The organism is Hwanghaeella sp., assembly GCF_965227365.1.
GTDB lineage: Bacteria > Pseudomonadota > Alphaproteobacteria > UBA8366 > Aestuariispiraceae > Hwanghaeella.
On record NZ_OZ245754.1, the window covers coordinates 1,311,835 to 1,331,444 of the forward strand.

Annotated in this window: 19 protein-coding genes; 10 read left to right on the forward strand and 9 right to left on the reverse strand. The window is 55.2% G+C overall.

Annotation, left to right across the window (positions count from 1 at the left end):
- The first annotated feature begins 263 nt into the window (after positions 1-263).
- From ACQK2G_RS05715 to ACQK2G_RS05725, 3 genes are all read left to right on the forward strand, one after another.
- Positions 264-896 (forward strand): hypothetical protein, encoded by a 633-nt coding sequence (locus ACQK2G_RS05715; RefSeq protein WP_425404063.1) that lies wholly within the window; start codon positions 264-266, stop codon positions 894-896.
- 152 nt (positions 897-1,048) lie between these two features.
- The gene (locus ACQK2G_RS05720) at positions 1,049-2,773 is read left to right on the forward strand and encodes a type I secretion system permease/ATPase (RefSeq protein ID WP_425404064.1); all 1,725 of its coding nucleotides are present in this window, start codon (positions 1,049-1,051) and stop codon (positions 2,771-2,773) included.
- A 34-nt stretch (positions 2,774-2,807) separates the two neighbouring features.
- The gene (locus tag ACQK2G_RS05725; protein WP_425404065.1) at positions 2,808-4,100 is read left to right on the forward strand and encodes an HlyD family type I secretion periplasmic adaptor subunit; all 1,293 of its coding nucleotides are present in this window, start codon (positions 2,808-2,810) and stop codon (positions 4,098-4,100) included.
- A gap of 238 nt (positions 4,101-4,338) precedes the next feature.
- Here the strand turns inward: ACQK2G_RS05725 and ACQK2G_RS05730 are convergent, their stop codons facing one another.
- The 8 genes from ACQK2G_RS05730 to ACQK2G_RS05765 form a co-directional block, all read right to left on the reverse strand.
- Complete coding sequence (locus ACQK2G_RS05730; RefSeq protein ID WP_425404066.1) at positions 4,339-4,749, reverse strand: helix-turn-helix domain-containing protein; 411 nt, start codon at positions 4,747-4,749, stop codon at positions 4,339-4,341.
- Positions 4,750-5,041: 292 nt separating this feature from the next.
- Positions 5,042-6,874 (reverse strand): UvrD-helicase domain-containing protein, encoded by a 1,833-nt coding sequence (locus tag ACQK2G_RS05735; RefSeq protein ID WP_425404067.1) that lies wholly within the window; start codon positions 6,872-6,874, stop codon positions 5,042-5,044.
- 87 nt (positions 6,875-6,961) lie between these two features.
- Positions 6,962-8,061 (reverse strand): IS3 family transposase gene (locus ACQK2G_RS05740; RefSeq protein ID WP_425404068.1). Its coding sequence is split into 2 segments (ribosomal slippage): positions 6,962-7,809 and positions 7,809-8,061, totalling 1,101 coding nucleotides; the frame shifts between segments, so codons are not numbered across the junction.
- Positions 8,039-8,335 (reverse strand): hypothetical protein, encoded by a 297-nt coding sequence (locus ACQK2G_RS05745; RefSeq protein WP_425404069.1) that lies wholly within the window; start codon positions 8,333-8,335, stop codon positions 8,039-8,041. Before ACQK2G_RS05745 ends, ACQK2G_RS05740 begins: the two co-directional genes overlap by 23 nt.
- 426 nt (positions 8,336-8,761) lie before the next feature.
- On the reverse strand, positions 8,762-8,935 hold the full coding sequence (locus tag ACQK2G_RS05750; RefSeq protein ID WP_425404070.1) for a hypothetical protein: 174 nt from the start codon (positions 8,933-8,935) through the stop codon (positions 8,762-8,764).
- Between the two features lie 26 nt (positions 8,936-8,961).
- Positions 8,962-9,330, reverse strand: coding sequence for a response regulator transcription factor (locus ACQK2G_RS05755; protein WP_425404071.1), 369 nt, complete (start codon positions 9,328-9,330; stop codon positions 8,962-8,964).
- A gap of 154 nt (positions 9,331-9,484) precedes the next feature.
- Complete coding sequence (gene fixJ / locus ACQK2G_RS05760; protein WP_425404072.1) at positions 9,485-10,117, reverse strand: response regulator FixJ; 633 nt, start codon at positions 10,115-10,117, stop codon at positions 9,485-9,487.
- Positions 10,114-11,277 (reverse strand): sensor histidine kinase, encoded by a 1,164-nt coding sequence (locus ACQK2G_RS05765; protein ID WP_425404073.1) that lies wholly within the window; start codon positions 11,275-11,277, stop codon positions 10,114-10,116. The genes fixJ and ACQK2G_RS05765 overlap by 4 nt, the downstream gene beginning before the upstream one ends.
- A gap of 529 nt (positions 11,278-11,806) precedes the next feature.
- Here ACQK2G_RS05765 and ACQK2G_RS05770 point away from each other — a divergent pair.
- The 6 genes from ACQK2G_RS05770 to ACQK2G_RS05795 all read left to right on the forward strand — a co-directional run bounded on the left by ACQK2G_RS05770 (position 11,807) and on the right by ACQK2G_RS05795 (position 16,557).
- Positions 11,807-12,061, forward strand: coding sequence for a DUF1127 domain-containing protein (locus ACQK2G_RS05770; RefSeq protein ID WP_425407616.1), 255 nt, complete (start codon positions 11,807-11,809; stop codon positions 12,059-12,061).
- Positions 12,062-12,126: 65 nt separating this feature from the next.
- The gene (locus tag ACQK2G_RS05775; RefSeq protein ID WP_425404074.1) at positions 12,127-12,591 is read left to right on the forward strand and encodes a DUF1348 family protein; all 465 of its coding nucleotides are present in this window, start codon (positions 12,127-12,129) and stop codon (positions 12,589-12,591) included.
- A gap of 74 nt (positions 12,592-12,665) precedes the next feature.
- Positions 12,666-13,517, forward strand: coding sequence for a cysteine hydrolase family protein (locus ACQK2G_RS05780; protein ID WP_425404075.1), 852 nt, complete (start codon positions 12,666-12,668; stop codon positions 13,515-13,517).
- A gap of 1,064 nt (positions 13,518-14,581) precedes the next feature.
- Complete coding sequence (locus ACQK2G_RS05785) at positions 14,582-15,202, forward strand: flavin reductase family protein (protein WP_425404076.1); 621 nt, start codon at positions 14,582-14,584, stop codon at positions 15,200-15,202.
- A gap of 81 nt (positions 15,203-15,283) precedes the next feature.
- Positions 15,284-15,949 carry an FMN-dependent NADH-azoreductase gene (locus ACQK2G_RS05790; RefSeq protein WP_425404077.1) on the forward strand — a complete coding sequence of 222 codons (666 nt, stop codon included), beginning with the start codon at positions 15,284-15,286 and terminating at the stop codon, positions 15,947-15,949.
- A gap of 110 nt (positions 15,950-16,059) precedes the next feature.
- Entirely contained in the window at positions 16,060-16,557 is a 498-nt protein-coding gene (locus ACQK2G_RS05795) for a nucleoside deaminase (RefSeq protein ID WP_425404078.1), read from the forward strand.
- A 52-nt stretch (positions 16,558-16,609) separates the two neighbouring features.
- Here the strand turns inward: ACQK2G_RS05795 and ACQK2G_RS05800 are convergent, their stop codons facing one another.
- Positions 16,610-17,491 carry a LysR substrate-binding domain-containing protein gene (locus ACQK2G_RS05800; RefSeq protein ID WP_425404079.1) on the reverse strand — a complete coding sequence of 294 codons (882 nt, stop codon included), beginning with the start codon at positions 17,489-17,491 and terminating at the stop codon, positions 16,610-16,612.
- A gap of 881 nt (positions 17,492-18,372) precedes the next feature.
- On the opposite strand from ACQK2G_RS05800, the gene ACQK2G_RS05805 reads away from it, so the two are divergent.
- A complete protein-coding gene (locus tag ACQK2G_RS05805) occupies positions 18,373-19,536 on the forward strand; it encodes an MHYT domain-containing protein (protein WP_425404080.1) in 1,164 nt (387 codons plus the stop codon).
- Positions 19,537-19,610: the final 74 nt, after the last annotated feature.

Here is a 19,610-nt window from a genome sequence, read left to right on the forward strand (position 1 = left end):
TCAGTGGGCGTGCCGTATAGCAGTTTCTCAGATAGCCGCCGAAACGAATATGGAAGGCCCAACGTGTCAACAAACATACATCTTTCTAACATTGATTGACTGTTTGCGTGGTCTATTAATGGTAGAGTTCTTGCGTCAAGATGAGGATTTGGTAGCGTAATGTACGATCGTTTTTAATTCCTTAATTGCTTATTTTAAGTAGAGTTTTTCGTGTCTGTATAGGGGTTTAGAAAACATGTACAGCTCGGTCTAAGGGGTTAGGTATGTCGCTCACCAAACTGAAAATGGCTTTATCCATTCTCATCTTGTGGTTTGCATTAGGTGTGCCCACGCAGGCCGCAAGCGTGTCCTCCTTCTTTCCGGTCGTGGGTGGGGCGTCCATAACGGACGCAACGGCATCAATGGGGTTGAGTTCTGTGCTGGTCAGCGCCAACGGACCCGCAGGTTTGGCTGTTGGCGGGACTCTAGGCAGCCCCATACCTGGTCTCCTTAGTACGGCAACCTTGGTTCCGCTGGGGGGCAGTCTGGTCGGAGGGTCATTTTCTGTGCTGGAATTTACACAGTTGCCACCTCCATTACCGCCAACGCCAACGAGTTTCTTGTCCGGAACCTTCTTGGACGCCGTCTCCGGGCCAAACTTTATCGAGGTTCTGTTCAGTGTGGATGGTGGTTCCGCCGCATCGTCCTTTGGGGCCCATGTATTGATGTCGTACTTCTCTGTGGATCTTGGTCCCAATCCGCTTGATGCTTTGTCGTTACAGGGTGTCTTGGACACGACTGGCACGCTTACCTTCGCTGCGGTTACAGCAGTACCGATACCGGCCACTTTACCGCTTGTGCTTACAGCGCTTGGATTTCTCGGGTTCCTAAAACGCAGACGATCGCATTTGACCTGATGGATGCTTAGCAGTTCGCGTGGGCGCTTGTAAGGCCAATCATTTTTTTGGTTGGCGGACTGATAGAGGGGCAAAGCCTTGCGATACCGGATCGTGCGATTTTTTGTCTCCGCGATACCAAAAGGTAGGGCGAAGGCTATGCGTGGTATCCGATGAATGGTTCTGCCAAGCAGGTAGTCGAGGCCGTTCGAGCATGCCGGTCGGTGTTTCTAGGTGTGGGCTTGCTCAGCATGGTGATCAACCTGCTGATGCTGACCGGACCGATTTTCATGCTGCAGATTTACGATCGGGTTCTAACAAGCCGGTCTATTCCTACCTTGGTCGCCTTAGCCGGGATCGCAGCAGGCCTGTATGCGTTTTTTGGCCTGTTGGAAACTATTCGCTCGCGGATACTAACGCGCGTTGGCGCGCGATTGGATGACCAGCTTTCTGGAGTCACGTTTAAGAGCGCAGTCACCTTACCTTTGATAGGAGGGCGTCAGGCAGATCGTATCGAACCAGTGCGTGATCTGGAAACAACGCGCCAGTTCTTGGCAGGACCGGGGCCATCCGCAATTTTCGATATGCCATGGCTTCCATTATACATAGCTATTGTTTTTCTTTTTCATCCGGTCCTTGGGCTAATCGCAGCCGGAGGAGCCTGTATAATAGCACTCTTGATAGGACTAAATGAGGCCTTGGTTCGGCGTCCTTTAGGCGACGCATCAGGACAGGCCGCTAAGCGGACATCTCTGGTTGAGGGCGCGCGAGCGAACGCAGAGTCCGTCGCTGCAATGGGCATGATGGATGGATTGCTGGCACGTTGGACCCACGAAACTGCGGCCTTTCTGTCTCTCCAGGGTAAAGCGGCGGATCGAGCAGCCATATTCTCATCATTAATCAAGACATTTAGGTTTCTCTTGCAATCTGCCATTTTAGGAGGAGGGGCTTATCTTGCTATCCACGAGGCGATTACACCAGGTGTGATGATTGCGTCGTCGATTGTAACGGCCAGGGCGGTCGCGCCCATCGAACAGGCGGTAGGACAGTGGAGGGCGTTCGTTGGTGCTCGTCAAGCGTTTCGGCGGCTGGAGGACGTGCTTGGCAAAGTCAGTTCGCCAGCCCCTGCAACACAACTGCCACTCCCTACGAAAAGCCTTACTGTTGAAGGGCTGACCGTAGTGCCGCCGGGCGGAAACAAACCGATCGTTAAGAGCATTGATCTCGCGCTGGAAAATGGACAGATCATGGGGTTGATTGGTCCATCCAGTTCAGGCAAGTCCACATTGGGTAAGGCTTTGGTTGGTGTTTGGCCGGCAAGTCGCGGTGTTGTGCGATTTGATGGATTTGACCTAAACCATTGGGACGCGAGCCGTCTGGGCAATGCGATCGGCTATCTTCCTCAAGACATTCAACTACTGGCCGGCTCTGTAGCGGAGAACATTGCTCGGTTTAGGCCGGAAGCAACATCTCAGGAGGTGATGGATGCCGCTCAGGCAGCTGGTGCTCACGAGATCATCGCCCGACTCCCAGATGGTTATGATACTCAGGTCGGTGATGGAGGCGCGGTGCTCTCGGGTGGACAGCGTCAGCGTATCGCTTTAGCCAGAGCCTTGTTCGGTGATCCATTCATTGTTGTTTTAGATGAGCCTAATTCGAACTTGGATGCCGAGGGGGAGGCCGCCCTTACTCAGGCGCTTCAAGGAATAAGGAAAAGGAAGGGAATTGCCATTGTCATCGCGCATAGGCCCAGCGCGATTACGGCGGTGGACACCCTCATGGTACTACGCGATGGGGAGGTAAATGCCTTTGGTCCCAAGGACGAAGTACTGAAAGGTGCCAATGCGGTTGCCTCGGGGGACGTTGGTGGCGGGTTGAAGGTTGTCGGCGATGCCTAGTGGTCAGAGCCCTCCAAGTTCATGCGCCGACGCCATGAATACGTCGGTCAGCCTGCGCAGGCACATGGTTTTTGCATTGGTGGCAATAGCCGTCGTAGCAGGGGGGCTAACTGGCGCGGCATCCCTCGTAGAAATCAGCGGCGCTGTGATTGCCCCCGGTAGCATCGTTGTTGAGACTAGCACCAAGCGTGTGCAGCATCGGGACGGCGGTATCGTTAAAGATATTTTTGTCCGCGAAGGAGATACGGTTGAGGCGGGAGAGCTGCTTGTTAGACTTGATGACACGATTGCTCGGGCAAACTTGACGATCGTGACGACGCGGCTTCAAGAGTTGCTTGCCCAGGAGGCGCGCCTTGTAGCGGAGCGTGATGGCCAAAGTGAGTTTACCAAGCCGAGTTTGCTCAAGGACGAACTGGCTGGACCAAAGGCGGAAGCCGTCCTTGATGGCCAAAAATCGTTGATGGAGGCACGGCGGCAGTCACGGCAGGGGCGAGAGGCGCAGCTTACCGAGCAAATAAAACAGTTTGAACAACAGATCGATGGGCTCAGCGCACAACGATCGGCGAAGGGCGAAGAGATCCGATTGGTTGGTGAGGAGTTGGAGGATCTTTCAACTCTCATCGAAAAGGGATTGATCCAACAGTCGCGCATTACAGCTCTCAAACGCGACAAGGCTCGCCTTCAAGGTGAGTATGGCGGTTTGGCGTCACAAATCGCCCAGGCAAGTCAATCTATTGCTGAGCGCAAGATACAGATCCTGCAAATTGCGGAGGAGATGCGTGCGGAAGTCGTTGAACAATTGCCGGTCGTCCGAGGCGAAATAGCTCAGATGCTCGAGCAGAGGGTCACGACGCTGGAACAGTTGCGCCGGTTGGAGATACGTGCTCCAAGAGCGGGCTTTGTGCATCAGCTCTCAGTTCACACGGTGGGTGGCGTAGTGGCTCCCGGCGAAGATTTGATGCTTATCGTCCCGCAGGAAGACCTCCTTATCGTAGAGGCGCAAGTAGCGCCAACAGACATTGATCAACTCGCACCGGATCAGGTTGCTGTCGTGCGCTTCCCCGGTCTTGACCAGCGTTCTACGCCGGAGCTGCACGCGACTGTGCTGACGGTATCAGCCGATTTGATGCAGGACCCAAACAATGGCGTGACCTACTATCGGGCACGTCTAACCCTTCCTGATTCGGAAATTGCCCGACTCGGTGACAAACGCCTCGTCCCCGGTATGCCTGTCGAAGCTTTTGTCCAAACGGGTAGTCGGACGATCCTGTCATACCTTTTGAAACCGCTGGCCGACAACATTGCGCACGTGTTCCGAGAGGGTTAGGCACTCCCTTTAAGATTCTGCGTTGGGAGCAGTTGTGCTGTCAGTGCAAGCGACTGAAAACCAATATCCTTTTCAACGCTTGCCGATCTAGTGTGACATGAATTCTGACACGAATGTAGCTGTACGGGCGGTAATGTGACCACCTGGCGATATTTGGTCGGAGCATTGACTGTTCAAGCATGCGCAGACCGAAGGCCAAATCAGTAGCCTAGAGGCTGTTGAGTGTCTGCCTCTCAATCTAGGTGTCATTCTGGCGTGTCTGCTTCCCGCTTCTTCTTTCCCTTCTGATTGCCTCGAAATCATACATAGGCGTCTTATCGCGAGTCAGGCGGGCGGGCTGGGATTGGGGAGATGGGCTTGCCAGGACTCTGCGTTGCTCAATGAACGTCAAAAGGTCGTCAGGCACAAAGTAGCGGCGGTTGCTGATCGCAACGAAAGGGATCTCGCCCTTCGTTACCAGACGATTGAATGAACGCAAGGGGATCCCGAGGCGGGCTGCCGCCTTGGCGGCCGTCAACAGCAATACCGAGTTATCGTCGATCTGATCCAAGATGCCCGACCCAATGGCTTTGTTCTTTTCGTTTGGCGGCGTTACACGCACGTCCGTCGCGCATTGAGTTTGCTTAGAACCCCGCCATTCTTCCAGCATTGAGTTGGGGCCTGTAATTGGTCTGCACCGGGCCCATTCTTTAGGTCGCCGAAGGAGATTTCTATTCTGGACATCTATGGGGTACGTAATTTTCGCCGAAATGACGCGACCTTAAAAACTCAACAATTTCAGTTGGTTGGTGGTGCTGCCGCAGAGATTTGAACTCTGGACCTCTCCCTTACCAACGGTGAGATCCAGAGGCTGGGTGGGAGCCCGATTGGTTTCGCGTGGGACCTGCAACATGGTCTCAAGCTAGAGTTGTTTGGATGCGTTGTGGCGAATGACCATAGAACTATTTCTGCTCTGAACTGCCTTGGGATTTCGGTAGAGGTTTCGTTCCCCTGCAATCTGGATATTGTACGCACCCCAGAAATCGACCGTGCCGCCCTTTGCGCTCTACCAACCAGCCGTCGCTACATTCCGGACAAGCCGGATACTGGGCGCCGCAAACGCAGGCTAGTTGATCTGCATCGGGGTTTACCTTGACCGGCAGATCCTGGCCGCACGCGCTGCAGGGTGGCAGCCGTTCGCCGCATAGGAAATTGTGTTCGCAGCGGAAGCTAGTGCGGCCGTGGCTGCTTGTGTCGGCCAGCATGCGCCCGCCACAGGCTCCACAGCGATGGGCGGCGATGCCCGCCGCGCCGTGTTGGATGGTTTGATATTCGGAGCCGGAGAGCAGTTCCTCGACAAAGGCGGATGGCTGGTCCCAGTCAGCAAGGATGGTGACGGTTTTGCGGGCGCGGGTCAGAGCCACATAGAAAAGCCTGCGTTCCTCCGCATGATCGAACTTCTCCGGCTTCGGCAGGACGAGATCGAGCAAGGGATCGTCAACGATCTCAGAAGGAAATCCCATGAGGTCGGCCGCTGCGCGCAGAATGACGACGTGATCGGCCTCTAACCCCTTTGAGCCATGTACCGTCATGAAGCGTAAATCTAAGCGGGGAAATACCGTGGTTAGCTGTTCAAAGTCTCTTGGGCGCAGGAAATTGTAGCGTCCCAAGAGCAGCACGCTTGCCTCACCAAATCGCGTGGAAAGGCCCTGCAAAGTGGACCTGAGCGCGTCGCCATCCTGTCCGCTTTCGTAATACGTCACAGAGATGGCCGGATCCTTCGCGTCCGACGCGGGGATCACCTTCTTGTCGATTTGAGATGGGTTCTGGAGAACGAACCGGCGCGCCGGCAGGGCTATCTTGTCGACGCTTCGGAAGGTGCGGCCGAGATCGACGGTGCTGTGGATGTTCTCCTCACCGGCAAAGCCCCCACCGAATTCCTTGCCGAAACTCCGCATCAGATGGATATCCGACCCGGCGAAGCGGTAGATCGACTGCCAATCGTCACCGACTGCGAAGATTCGAGCATCGGCGTGCTGATTCTTGAGCGCGCGGAGAAGGCGGGCGCGTCCCTCCGAGATATCCTGGAACTCATCGACCAGAAGATGACGGTAAGGGCTCTGGAACCGCCCGGCTTCGATATGGTCCGCCGCGCGGTGGATCATATCCTCGAAGTCGATCCGCTCTTCGAGACGCTCCTGATAGCCTTCAAAGAGCGGCTCGAAGAGACGTAGGAACGCCTTGGCGCGCTTGGCGTCCTCTGCTGACGCGCTTCTGGACCAACATTTCTCAATGGTCATGCCGCCGCCCTTGAAATGCCTCAGGAACGTCGCGAGGGTCTGGGTGAACGAATCGATTTGGCCCATTTCCGAAAGCGTATTGAGCAAGCTGTCTTCGGGGATCGGGCTAACCGTCACGTAAGGCTCGAGCTTCTCCTTCAACGCCTTGGTAAGTCGCCCCTCCATCTGCTCATAGCTAAATGTCTCGACCAAGACGGTGCCGTGCTCGCGATGGACCTGCCGTTTCCACTCCATCCCCTTGAGATAGTCGTCACGGTCGACATAGGGCGCCGTGGTCAAACGGATCGCCCCGTCATGACCTCTCGCCTTCCTGACCCCGAAGTGTTCGATGTAAACGCCACTCTCTTTCAGTCGGAAGTCCGGCGTATAGGCGCGCTTGTCATTCTTGGGGAGGGGGTGCTCATAGTCCGGCTCGTACTCGTATTCGATGCCGTTGACGTAGAGCCAATTCGCAATTTCCAGCTCCTCGAAGCTTCGAACGCGCTCGCCAGCCAAGGTGCGGAGCTCATGCGCTTCGACATACTGTCCTGAGACCCGAGTTCCCTCCAGCTTAGCGCCGAGTCCTTGGGTTGATTTTTGACCTCATGCGGCTTGGTTTTCCAGCACCCATTTGGATGCGTATTCCCTTGGCGTGACGTTGCCGAGTGAGGAATGTGGTCTGTGTCGGTTGTAGTCCTCCTTCCAAGCATTGATGGCGATCCGCGCTTCCCCGAGCTCCGTGAAGAGCGTCTCGTTGAGGCACTCGTCCCGGAACCTGCCGTTGAAGCTTTCCACGAAGGCGTTCTGCTGCGGCTTGCCCGGTGCGATGTAGTGCCATTCCACGCCGGTCTCCTGGCACCATCTCAGCACGGCCATACTGGTCATCTCCGTGCCGTTGTCGGAAACCACGGTCCTGGGCTTGCCGCGTCGGGCGACGACCGCATCCAGCTCCCGCACCAGCCTGGTACCCGACAGCGACGTGTCGGCGATCAGCGCCAGGCACTCGCGGGTATAATCATCGACGACGGCGAGGATGCGGAACCGCCTTCCGTCGGTGAAAGCGTCGCTCAGGAAGTCCAGGCTCCAACGGTCATTCGGCCGGTCGGGCAGCTCCATCGGCCGGCGCGTGCCGAGCGCCCGCTTTCGGCCGCCTCGGCGCCGGACCTGTAGCTTCTCTTCCCGATACAGCCGTCGGAGCTTCTTCTGGTTCATCTCGATCCCCTGACGCTGCAGCATGATGTGGATGCGGCGGTAACCGAACCGGCGGCGTTCCGAGGCAACGGCGCGGATCTTCTCCCGAAGAGGGCCGTCATCGGGGCGGATGCTCCGATAGCGCACACTCGACCGATCGACGGCCAGAACCTTGCACGCCCGACGCTGGCTGACCTCGAAGGCTGCCTGCACATGCAAAACCGCATCGCGCTTCGCACCGGGCGTTACCATTTTTTTGAAGCGACATCCTTCAGGATGGCGTTGTCCAGCATCTGCTCGGCGAGCAACTTCTTCAGACGGCGGTTCTCATCCTCCAAGGCCTTCAGCCGCCGGGCATCGGAAACCTCCATCCCACCGAACTTGGCCTTGTACTTGTAGAACGTCGCCTCCGAGATCCCGTGCCGGCGGCAAACGTCCGCCGTCCGCTCACCCGCCTCCTGCTCCTTCAATATCCCGATGATCTGCTCTTCAGTGAACCTGCTGCGCTTCATGTTCCGTCTCCTTCACGGTGACGGACTCTACTCTAAAATGGAGGAAGTTCAGGGTCTCAGGACAGTCATGCTCGACGGTGAAGCTCGCTTGTCCCGTTTTGACGGTCAGTCCTGTGGCAAGGGCAACGGCATCGTCACCACGAAGAGCAACGCCCAGGCCGCTGACCGTGGTGCCCGTCGACACATTGTATTCGTCGACAGCGAATGCCGCAGGAGAAGTTGAAACAGCGCAAAGAAAGGCCGTCGCGGAAATCAGATTTCGGAAGGATCGCATCTCGGTCTCCATAGTGTTTTGTGATTAAGGAGAAAACGGCTTTCATGTTCCATTGAGGGGCCGTGTTGCATGGTCTCAACCTTTCCATTCATTCTGGGAAGCGACATGCCGAGCCGGGCTGGAACAGAACGAGATATAGAGGGGAGTCAACGATCGTTGAATGCGGAGATATCCGTACGTAGTAGCACTGATGTTCGATTATCGTCCTAGTTTCCGCTTTGATGTCGTCGGGTCCTTGGGGCAGACAATTGCCGTTGAACTAGCGCAGCCGATTTCCTTCCGAACGCTGAGGAAAGCGAGGGGTTTTCCTGGATTTCCGAGTTGAAGCACGCGATGCGGGTCGTCAGCTCATTGAAACAATCTGGATAGGATCCCTAGTAGGGAAGGAGCTAAGGCTGCACGGCTCACGCCATCATGAATTCGGCGCTACCGACTATCGTCTTCGCTATCATCCCGAAGCTTATAAACCGTAGCGTCCGTTCCGCTATCGCGGCTTTTGCGGATCATCCACATCAAGCCGACGTTCATTATCAACGTGAAAATGCTCCCGAGTAGCAGTGCGATCCAGCCGTGATGGCTGATTCCCGAAAGATCGAACATTCATGATTCCTTCATGGATCCGGGGTTTATCCCAACCGACTTGTTTGTGCCTCGATCGTCCCGATTAAGGTCTCGTCGGTGAACGGTTTCTCCAGGATCTCCGTAATCCCGGCAGCACGGGCACGTTTCACTTCGGTATCTGACATATTCCCCGACATGATCACACATGAGATACATACGTTCTTGTCAGCAAGTTTCTGTGCAAGGTCTATCCCTGTTGACCCATTCATCTGATTGTCGAGGATTACACAATCGAACCGGTTCTGCTTCGCGTCGCGAAGAAACTCAGCGCTCGTCTCGTATACTTGTACGTGGTACCCCGCAGTTGTCAGCAGAACTGCGAGTGAATCACGGACGGCATCATCGTCATCAACTATCGCGATGGTCTTGGACATCATAACTCATGACTAAAATTGGACTCGGCAGGCACTTCAGATCTCGTCAGAGGTCCCTGTCCGTCCAACAAATCTGGCAAGACCGGCTATCGCTGAAAAGTACGTAGCGCTACGTACAGCACCCACAGCGATAACTGCGGGTGCCTTGCCGCGGCTACGTTTTGGTGTCGTTGGTATGAATGATACCCGCCGCAATCGCTATGCGTACAAGGTGAGAGAGGTTTTTCGCCTGGAGCTTTTCGATCACACGAGCGCGGTGGATTTCGACCGTGCGCGGGCTGATGCCGAGGTCGTAAGCAATGACCTTGTTGGGGTGCCCAAGGGCAACCTTCTCAAGAACCTCGCGCTCTCTCGCGGTAAGCCGATCAAGGCCCAGCTTCGACGACTCCGCGAGTACCGATTCAGCCCGCAACTTTGCACCCCGTGTGAGTGCATCGCGCACGCTTTCCAACAACACTTCGTCATCGAACGGCTTCTCGATGAAGTCGACAGCGCCGGCCTTCATGGCTTTGACGGCCATGGGAAGGTCTCCATGTCCCGTGACGATGATGACGGGAAGAGGGATTTCCATTGCCAAGAGCCGTTGCTGCAGATCAAGGCCGCTCAGGCCCGGCATGCGCACGTCCAGTACCACGCACCCTGAAAAGTTCGAATTCAGATCCTTTAGAAACAACTCGCCCGATGCGTAGGTCCTGACGGGAAGGTCACAGGACTCAAAAAGCACCGAAAGTGCATCGCGGACCGCCTCATCATCGTCCAGGACGAATACCGTGGGAGTATCATTCATGAGACCGTCGTGCTTTGGGAGACTGGCAGGGTGAAGCAAAAGGTCATGCCGTCCTCATCATTCAACTCGGCCGTCAATGTGCCGCCGTTGTTCTCCACTATAGAGCGGCAAATTGAAAGACCGATACCCATTCCGTCGGCCTTTGACGTAACAAACGACTGAAACAGTTGGTCTTTGACGTTGTCAGCCAATCCAGGCCCGTTGTCGCTCACGGTTACCATCACGACCTCACCGCCACCCGTGCCGGCACGAACGGCAATACGTCCGTCCGCCATGCCCTCAAGAGCCTCCACGGCGTTCCGGACCAGGTTCACGACAACCTGTTGAATGCGGATCTTATCCATCAGTACGTGCGGCAACCCCTGTTCGACACGAATTTCGACCTCAATGTTGGGGGAACGAACTGCCGATGCGACAAGTTGGACGGCTTCGCTGACGACGTCACCCACGTCCTCGAAGGATTGGACACTGTCCTCTTTCAGGACGAATTGGCGGAGCCGGCGAATGATTTCGCCGGCTCGGAGTGCCTGATCAGCGGCTTTGTCCAACTGCTCAATAGCACGTTCCTGTCGACCAGTTGCATCGCCTTGAAGAAACCTCGTGGCGGCCCGGACGTAACTTATTATTGCGGTGAGTGGTTGGTTCAGTTCATGCGCAAGACCGGAAGCCATTTCTCCCATGGCGCTCAGCCTGGAAACATGATGGAGGTCTTCCTCCAGCTTTCGACTACGCTCGCGGCTCTGTCTCAGCGACTCTTCAACGGCCTTTCTCTTTGAGATATCCCGGAAGGATACCACGGCGCCAAGCACTTTACCGTCCTCGACTATGGGCGTGCTGATGTATTCCACGGGAAAGCTGGAACCATCCTTGCGCCAGAACACCTCATCGTCGACCCGATGAACTTCTCCGTCGCGGAACGCTGCATAGATCGGACACTCGGTGGCCGGATAGTGCCGACCGTCAGGATGGGTATGGTGGGTCAACTCATGAGGGCTGCGTCCAATCAGCTCCTCAAATGTGTAACCACAAAGGCGAACGGCTGCCGGATTGGCGAAAATCGTGTGACCGTTGCTGTCCACTCCATAAACGCCATCGCCAGATGCCTCGAGTATGAGATCTCTGTAACGTTGGGTTAGGTCCTTCTCGGCATCTCTCGTCACTGGCTCTGCTCTTCACCTGCTTGGGATCCAGTCGCGGAGCAGAATAACAGACCCCGCAAATACGTGCGACTACGTAGGGACATCTCCGAATTACGCCACCTGTCATCGTTCCTTAGGTTTGAACTGCTGAACGCCGGTGTCGTTGCCGGCTGGTGAGAGATCAAAGGACACGAGATGCAACACGCTCAAAGAACCCTCCCTTTTTCCTCACTTAACAATACTCGCCAGGCGGATGTGTTCGTCAGCGCCGAGGCCACAGCACTAGCCATTCTTCGGCTACAAATGCGGATTGGCGAACTGGAACGCGAAAACGTGAACCTTCGGAGAAGTAGCGCCTTTAGGGCCGCTGCTACGTCGTCTGGCGCAATGGAGCCGGAAGCGTCAAGGCGATTACCTATCAACTGAACGACGTGGATTGGAGTCACGATCCCGTGCCGCTTCATGAGTTTTGGTTCTCGCCGGCGCCTTTCTACCGAAGCAGCACTGACGGTAGGCGAGCCCCGAGGAATGGAGACCCGACATGTTATCGATGATTGTTTGGACCGCAAAAGCCCTACGCAAATGGTGGATCCGACGTACTCGGCAGAATGAGCTGTCAGCGCTCGACGATCGCACGCTCAAGGACATAGGCATTCTTCGACCGGAAATACCCTTGGTCGTGGAGCTTCAGATCGAACGACCCGTGCCCGCGAGACGGAAGCCATTGTTCCGAACCAGACAGCCTACCGCTGGTCCGGCTCAAGCGTGCATCGCCGTGGAGGGCAAGAGTGAATTGGCTGCCTAACGCGGCCTAGAACGCGCCTGACGGCAGTTTTCAGAATATCAAAGAACGTCACTTAGGAGGCTCAAATGAATCGGCCACCGTATCCTCCCTTTACCTCGGAAACCGCGTCACAGAAGGCACAACTTGCCGAAGATGCTTGGAATAGCCGGAATCCGCAGCGCGTCGCCCTGGCCTATACGCCGGATAGTGTCTGGCGGAACCGAAACGAGTTCATCGTGGGAATAAAGGATATTGAAACTTTCCTTACCCGCAAATGGAACCGTGAGTTGGACTATCGCCTGATCAAGGAACTCTGGGCGTATCACGAAAGCCGGATTGCTGTGCGCTTCGCCTATGAGTGGCACGACGAAAGCAGCAACTGGTTCCGCTCCTACGGAAACGAGAACTGGGAATTCGACGAACACGGCCTGATGCGGCGGCGGATCGCGAGCATCAACGATCTGCCAATCCATGCAGACGATCGAAAGTTTCTCTGGCCGCTCGGGCCGAGACCAAAGGATCACCCAGGACTTTCAGCTCTCGGACTCTAGTCCCGAATAAAGAGCAGAAGTCGAACCGGTGATCTCAATGGGCCGCTTGGCCCGCATCAGAAGGAAACAGAGCAATGAAAACCTGTAACCACGACCACAATCATGACCACGAACACGACCTTACTCGTCGCGATCTTATCAGCATCGGTGCTAAAGGCGTTGCCGCGGGATCCGCGGTGGCGGCCGTCGGCGCCGCCGGATCCCAAGCCCACGCTGCGGGACTTGCGGATTACGCCGACCCGGCCAATCCCGCGTTGCCCCCTTCGACCATGACTTTGGAGAAAGGTCGTGCCGCCCTCTTGGTCGTGGACCCGCAGATCGATTTTCTGAGCCCCCAAGGCGTCACATGGGGCGTGGTCGGAGAGAGTGTCACGGAGCACAATGTGGTCCATAACATCGGCCTGTTGTTTCGAGCGGCAAAAGCTGCGGATATGCCTGTCGTGATCTCCCCCCACTACTACTATCCCCACGATCACCGTTGGCAATTTGAGGGTGCTCTGGAGAAGGTCATGCATTCGATTGGGATGTTCGACCGCCCAGGCCCCCTTAACACTGAGGGCCTGGAAGGCTCGGGTGCCGACTTCATGGCGGAGTACAAGGATTATATCTTTGACGGCAAGACGATTATTGCTTCCCCTCATAAGGTCTACGGGCCGGAGCAGAACGACGCGGGCCTTCAACTTCGGAAACTCAGGGTCGATCAGATCATCATTGCCGGCATGTCCGCCAATCTATGCGTCGAATCTCATATGCGCGAGTTTCTCGAGCAGGGGTTTGAGGTTGCTGTTGTTCGGGACGCGACGGCCGGCGCCAAAGTGCCGGAGGGCGACGGCTACCTTGCTGCATTGATCAACTTCCGCATGATGGCAAATGCCGTGTGGGATACGGACGAGACCGTGAAGCGCATTGCAGATCTCAGCGCCTAGCACGGACGGCCGGAGCTGCCTTCGGGTAGTTCCGGCCGCAGTTGTGCTCCCTTCGCCCAAATGAATAGTCCATGGATGCGCGGACGCCTTTCGGCATTAAGATCCTGCCGCCTTTCGGTCTCGAAAGGCGGCGTTATCCGGTTGGGCTAAGGAGGCACGCTTTGTCTGCTGTGTCGCGCATGCACCAGGAGGAGCTCGGGTTGGGCCTCAGCTTGAAATACGAGCGGGACGGCACGAATGAGGCCCTGTCCTTGGCGGCGGCGGCCGAGCTTCCTGTCGATGTGCTGGATCGGTTGTTGGGGGAGTTGGCGGAGAGGTATGAGGGGGCGCGTACGGACAAACATCACTGCGAAAAGCCATGCACCCTCGTGTTCCGCGTAAGCGTCCGGGCTCGGCGGCCTGCCTATGTGTTGTCGAGTGCGAGAGACTGGCGGCTGATAGGGCCTTGGGGTCTCTACCTGTTTTATGAACAAACAGTCGCTGACCGGCAATCCTACGGCCCGCCCGTTCCCTATGTGATAGACGTTGCGTTCGCCCACAATGGAGCCAGTAGTAGGCGCAAAAGCGCTACAGCTCGCTCCTCAATATCGCAAACAAGTTTTGCACCATATTGCATTTGATGGGTCCGATCTGCCTATTGACGAGCGCCGGAAAAAACTCGTTGAGAGAGGGCCGCAGCCCGCACTGTCGGGTATTTGGTTCGATCAGGTCCCCTTTTCTTTCTTCGAAACACCAGGGCTTGGTTCGGCTGTGCTCGAAAGTTATGCCTTTCCAGCGTCCTTCGTACCCGAACCGGACGATTGGTAGCCAAGTCCGCTGCCATCCCCGTCTCAAAACGGCGACACAAGCAAGAGCGTTCCAAGCTAAGCAAGTTCAGCTCCGCTCAGACTTGCAGCCGTAGAAGCCGGTCTGTAGCTCAATCCCAACAACCCTTCCTCCACATAAATGAACATAAACTCATCTATAGGTGAATATATACCGCTTGTTATCGACCTTATAACAAAGAACATATCACTCATCACTATCAGCCCATTGGCTGGCAAAGATGAGCGGAAAGTAACAACATGACTCGATTTCATAGCTACGAAACCGCCGAAGGACATCGGCTCCCACATGACCCGCTGAAGGCCATTGTAGCGCCGCGACCTATTTGCTGGGTGTCAACTGTCGCCAAGAAAGGCAATCGAAACCTCGCCCCATATAGCTTCTTCAATTTGGTGAACTCCAAGCCACCGCTAGTGATGTTCGCCAGCGAAGGAGCAAAAGACAGCGTTCGGAACATCGAGGAAACCGGCGAGTTCACCTGCAATCTGGCGACAATGCCGCTCTCTTCAAAAATGAACGAAACCAGCGCTGAAGTCGCGCGGGAGATTGATGAGTTTGACTTGGCCAATATTGAGTCAGCGCCTTCGGCGCTAGTCGCTCCATCACGCGTGGCATCGAGTCCGGCTTCCCTGGAATGCAGAGCGATCGAAGTCAAAAGGTTGAAGGACTACAGCGGGAGGGAGCTCAATACCTTCATGGTGCTGGGACAGGTCGTGATGGTGCATATCGATAAGCAATTCCTGGTGGACGGGCTATTCGACATGGCGGCTGCGCAAACGATCTCAAGAGCAGGTTACCGAGGCGACTATGTGCTTGGCGACCATGTTTTCGAAATGCTTGGTCCCTCGCGAAATATGTGAGTTCTGGAGCGAGGCTGCGGATCGCGTCGATTGCTCAACTGAGGTCCCTTGAAATCAATTAAACTAGAAAGAAGTGAACAAATGCAAACTCTACTGCATATTGACGCTAGTGCGCGCAAAACCACAAATTCAGTGCCAAACTACAATTCCATTTCAAAGTCTGTTGCTGCAACGTTCATCGATCAATGGAAGGAAATCAACCCCGAAGATAAAATTATTCAGCGGGATGTAGGAGTTAACCCGCCAGACTTCATTAGCCAGGATTGGATCGCAGCCGTCTTTACACCTGACGAAGCTAAAACGGATGAGCAAAAAGAGTTGTTGTCGTTATCCGACACTTTGATCGATGAATTGGATCAAGCGGATATCATTGTCATGTCTTCCTCAATGTATAACTACGGCATGCCGGCAGCCCTGAAAGCATGGTTTGACCAGGTGATCCGTATCCACAAAACATTCACTTTCGACCTAGCACGCGGCGATTTTCCATTAGAGCCAATCATGTCCGGCAAGACGCTGGTGTTGATTACATCCAGTGGCGAGTTCGGCTTTGAGATCGGTGGCATTCGAGAAAAAATGAACCACCTTGGCCCTCATGTCCGAACCGTTAGCCACTATTTGGGTGTTGAAACTTTCCACGAAATCAAAGCGGAATACCAGGAATTCAACGATGACCGGCACAGGCAATCTGTAGCGAGTGCTCACAAAACAGCGGCTGAACTCGCATCAAAAATGGCCAATGCCTAAAAACTGTAAATTTTCGTGCCAGGGACTGAATGTGTAGTCCGGACTCTGGCTGTTACTTAGCATTCCCAGGATGCAACATATTCTTCGTAATTCGAGAACAAGGCAGGGCCATGAGCAATAAAGATATTCGGTTGATGAGAGATACAGTCCAGCTATCGCTTGATCACGTCAAAAAAGGTGGAATCCCATTTTCGTCCCTAGTCGTCACCAAGGATGGCCAAGTAATAGGGCAGGGTGTCAATGAAGTGCGTAAATCTTGTGACCCTACCGCCCATGCAGAGATTATGGCTATCCGCCAAGCTTGTGAAAATGTTGGTTCAACAAACCTATCAGGGGCAACTCTATACGCATCAGGCGAGCCATGCGCTTTGTGCTATATGGCCGCGCGGTTTGCTGGCATCATCGATATTGTGATTGCCGCAGACAGACACGAAGCCGCATCTTCGGGCTTCGATTATCGTTGGACTTACAACTTCTTCGAAAATGGCCAACCTGATGCTGGGGTTAATATTCAGAAACTGGCACCAGACAATGCCAAAGAACCTTTTGAAACATTCAGCGCAATGCATAGAAGAATAGCCAAACATAGCATTCAAGAAATCTGCTAATTGTTGTTTGGCTGAATGCGGTGAATTACCTCACCGCATCGCCGGCAAAAATCTAGAGCGTAACGTTGTCCTCAGTTAACCAGGATAAAAATGCCTCTACTTTTCGCGCTTGCCGCTGCTCAGGACGGCAAAGCGCTGTGTAGCCGGCCCCTGGCAGTTGTATCTCACCGCGATAACGCACCAGTAAATTTCTTTGCAGCAGATCCTCAACAAGAACCGAACTGGCCAGCGCCAATCCTTTGCCAGCCATAGCGGCTTGTAGGACGTGCTCTTCTTCATCAAACGAAACAATAGTTTGATCGCTAATATCCAAACCGGCTTTTTCCAACCAGTTCAGCCAACCGATATCCGCCAGTATTTTTTGTTGCCAGGCTGTTTCAATCAGGGTGAAACCACCACAAGGTTCCTCCCTGTCAAGCAGCACTGGGGATGCATAAGCACCAAATGTCTCCTCAAATAACGGCGTTGCGTCCAGGTCCTCGTGCAAGCTAACGCCGTAGCGGATCGCGATGTCTATATGCCGGTCTTGCTTGAGATTGACCGCACGGGTGGTCGTATCAAGCTGCACACTGTAGTTCGGATACTTCGAATAGAAATCCAGCAATCTCGGCACCAGCCACAATGTCGCGAACGAAGGCGTTGTGGATATGCGTATTACCGCTTCTTGTGACACCACGACTTCCAAAGCATTTCGAATGTCCAGGAAGGCGCGCGTTAAGATTGGCGCCAATGCCGCCCCGGCTGTCGTGAGCTCGATCCTCCGCGTTTTCCGCACAAACAGCGCCACGCCCAACTGATCTTCCATAGCACGGATCTGGTGTGACACCGCTGTAGCTGTGACCGCAAGTTCCTCGGCAGCCGCCTTAAAGCTCCCGAGTCGCGCAGCCGACTCAAATGTTTTCAGCGCCGAAGACGACGGCAATCGGGCAAACACTTGCCTCTCCTATGAACTCGTAAAACTCACCTATAAAAAAGTTCATCCCTGTTGTGAAGGGAGTCATAAACAACAATAACGCATCTATGGTGAAGCAAACCAATCAAGTGGATTCCGGTGATGACAATTCAAACAGATGTGTATAGCGACTACGAATGCCCCTACTGCGTGCTGTTTGAAACAGCACTGGCTGAGGCATCCGGTCCTGACACTCCGTCCGGAGGACGACTATCTTCCCAACGGCTGGAAAAAGTCGGTCTACCTATTAGCGAAATAACTGGATGTGCTGACCTGATCCCGCGAATCTAGGTCATAAGGCATGAGAGTTCTCCGACTTATGCACCGGGTCCCTTCTTTGGATCGCCCAGGGCATTTCTATTCTGGACATCCATTCGGCATGACGGAATCCGCGGGGGCGGATCGTTTTAAAAGTAAAAGAATTTCAGTGGGGTGGTGGTGCTGCCGCAGAGATTTGAACTCTGGACCTCTCCCCTACCAAGTAAGTCGATGAATGGGCGGCGCCCGAGATTCGAACTTTTTAGGGATATGATCGATAGTGACAAAAAACTTTGCTGAACAAAAAAACAGGCAACAATGGAGCGAGTCGTGGGGGGGGGAGCGCAGCTCGGTAGCGCATCTACTTTGGGAGCAGGTCGGACGCCGTGCCGGAGATGTAGTCACCCCGGACGAGCTCATGGGCGCGTGGTCGGTCACGGTAGAACAGCGCTTTATTGTTTCTTTTTGAACTGTTCTATCAACCGGCGTTATAAACGAGTGTCGGCTGAGAGAGCGCGTCTGCCGTAAGCGGCAAGATGGGAGGAGCGGTTCGCCTGACAAGAACCGCCTTACAGCTGTGTGGGGTACGTAGAAAATCCGCGACGATGCTTACCTATACCTATGATATTCCGCTGGTTGCAGCGTCTATCGCCATCGCCTTGATGGCGAGTTTCACCGGATTGACGGTGACCAACGGCATTTCCGCCTTGCCGATTGCGAAGCGAAAGGCGGCGGTCGGCATGGCCGCGATCGTGATCGGCGCCGGAATCTGGTCCATGCATTTTGTTGCCATTCTGGCGATGCAGTTTCCGATCGCCGTCGCCTATGACCCCCAGTTGACCCTGGCTTCCGTATTGATCGCCATTCTGATGGCGGGCTGCGCCCTGTTGCTGCTGCATTTCGCAGCGCGCGGCCCGGTCACGCTCGCCGTCGCCGGCGCGCTGCTGGGCAGCGGCATTCTGGCGATGCATGTGATCGGCATGATGGGGATCCGCGGCTGTTCCGTCGAATTCGGAATAGCCGGCCATGCCTTCGCGGCGGTGCTCGCCATGGGGATGGGGATTCTCGCGATATGGATTGCCTACCGGACGCGTACGCGTACGAATATCTTCATGGGCACCTGCATTTTCGGCTTTTCCGTCGTGATCGTTCATTTCACTGCCATGGTGAGCACCGGTTTCATCCGCTTCCCGGCTGACCAGGTCCTGACGCCCTCGATAGACAGCGGCAATCTGGCCTTGATCGTCATCGTGGCCGCTTTCCTGATTTGCGGCGCGTTCCTGTTGTCGGCGGCTACTTTCCTGTCTCCGGCGGCGGAGGTGGCCGATGCAGGCGGGGAAAGCGAGCGAAAACCGCCGGTCGCGGCGGCGGAGGAAACGCACCAGGAGCCCGAGATCGGGAAGGCCGGCTCCATGGACACCCAGGGCCAGCTCTCGCGGGTCCGTGTGCCGTATGAGAGCGACCGCCGGATATTCTTCCTGCTGCACGAGCAGATCGCGGCGATCCGGGCGGAAGGCCATTACACAGTGCTGTATTCTCGCGACGGCAAGCATTTCTGCCCCTGGTCCATCTCCGAAACCGAAAAGCGGCTGTCCGCGTGCAATTTCCTGCGGACCCACAGGTCTTATCTGGTGAATATCGATCACGTGTCCGGTTTCGAACGGAACAAGGACAGCGGGCGCTGCCTGTTGACCAACGTCCCGGCGATGGACGGCGTACCGGTCAGCCGAACCAGGGTGGATGCCGTACGTCACGCGTTGGGGATCTGACGGCGCCGATCGGGGCGTACCCCTGCCGCGGGCTCCGTTTTCGCATCTCGTGCATCAGCATCGTATTTCGTGCG

What these genes read in the sequence shown, in the direction of transcription:
- ACQK2G_RS05805 (WP_425404080.1), top strand. Translation starts at nt 18,373, where the DNA reads ATGCTTACCTATACCTATGATATTCCGCTGGTTGCAGCGTCTATCGCC.
- ACQK2G_RS05725 (WP_425404065.1), top strand. Translation starts at nt 2,808, where the DNA reads ATGAATACGTCGGTCAGCCTGCGCAGGCACATGGTTTTTGCATTGGTG.
- ACQK2G_RS05730 (WP_425404066.1), bottom strand. Translation starts at nt 4,749, where the DNA reads ATGCTGGAAGAATGGCGGGGTTCTAAGCAAACTCAATGCGCGACGGAC.
- ACQK2G_RS05755 (WP_425404071.1), bottom strand. Translation starts at nt 9,330, where the DNA reads ATGTCCAAGACCATCGCGATAGTTGATGACGATGATGCCGTCCGTGAT.
- ACQK2G_RS05785 (WP_425404076.1), top strand. Translation starts at nt 14,582, where the DNA reads ATGACTCGATTTCATAGCTACGAAACCGCCGAAGGACATCGGCTCCCA.
- ACQK2G_RS05790 (WP_425404077.1), top strand. Translation starts at nt 15,284, where the DNA reads ATGCAAACTCTACTGCATATTGACGCTAGTGCGCGCAAAACCACAAAT.
- ACQK2G_RS05745 (WP_425404069.1), bottom strand. Translation starts at nt 8,335, where the DNA reads ATGCGATCCTTCCGAAATCTGATTTCCGCGACGGCCTTTCTTTGCGCT.
- ACQK2G_RS05715 (WP_425404063.1), top strand. Translation starts at nt 264, where the DNA reads ATGTCGCTCACCAAACTGAAAATGGCTTTATCCATTCTCATCTTGTGG.
- ACQK2G_RS05770 (WP_425407616.1), top strand. Translation starts at nt 11,807, where the DNA reads ATGATTGTTTGGACCGCAAAAGCCCTACGCAAATGGTGGATCCGACGT.
- ACQK2G_RS05720 (WP_425404064.1), top strand. Translation starts at nt 1,049, where the DNA reads ATGAATGGTTCTGCCAAGCAGGTAGTCGAGGCCGTTCGAGCATGCCGG.
- ACQK2G_RS05775 (WP_425404074.1), top strand. Translation starts at nt 12,127, where the DNA reads ATGAATCGGCCACCGTATCCTCCCTTTACCTCGGAAACCGCGTCACAG.
- ACQK2G_RS05795 (WP_425404078.1), top strand. Translation starts at nt 16,060, where the DNA reads ATGAGCAATAAAGATATTCGGTTGATGAGAGATACAGTCCAGCTATCG.
- fixJ (WP_425404072.1), bottom strand. Translation starts at nt 10,117, where the DNA reads ATGAATGATACTCCCACGGTATTCGTCCTGGACGATGATGAGGCGGTC.
- ACQK2G_RS05750 (WP_425404070.1), bottom strand. Translation starts at nt 8,935, where the DNA reads ATGTTCGATCTTTCGGGAATCAGCCATCACGGCTGGATCGCACTGCTA.
- ACQK2G_RS05780 (WP_425404075.1), top strand. Translation starts at nt 12,666, where the DNA reads ATGAAAACCTGTAACCACGACCACAATCATGACCACGAACACGACCTT.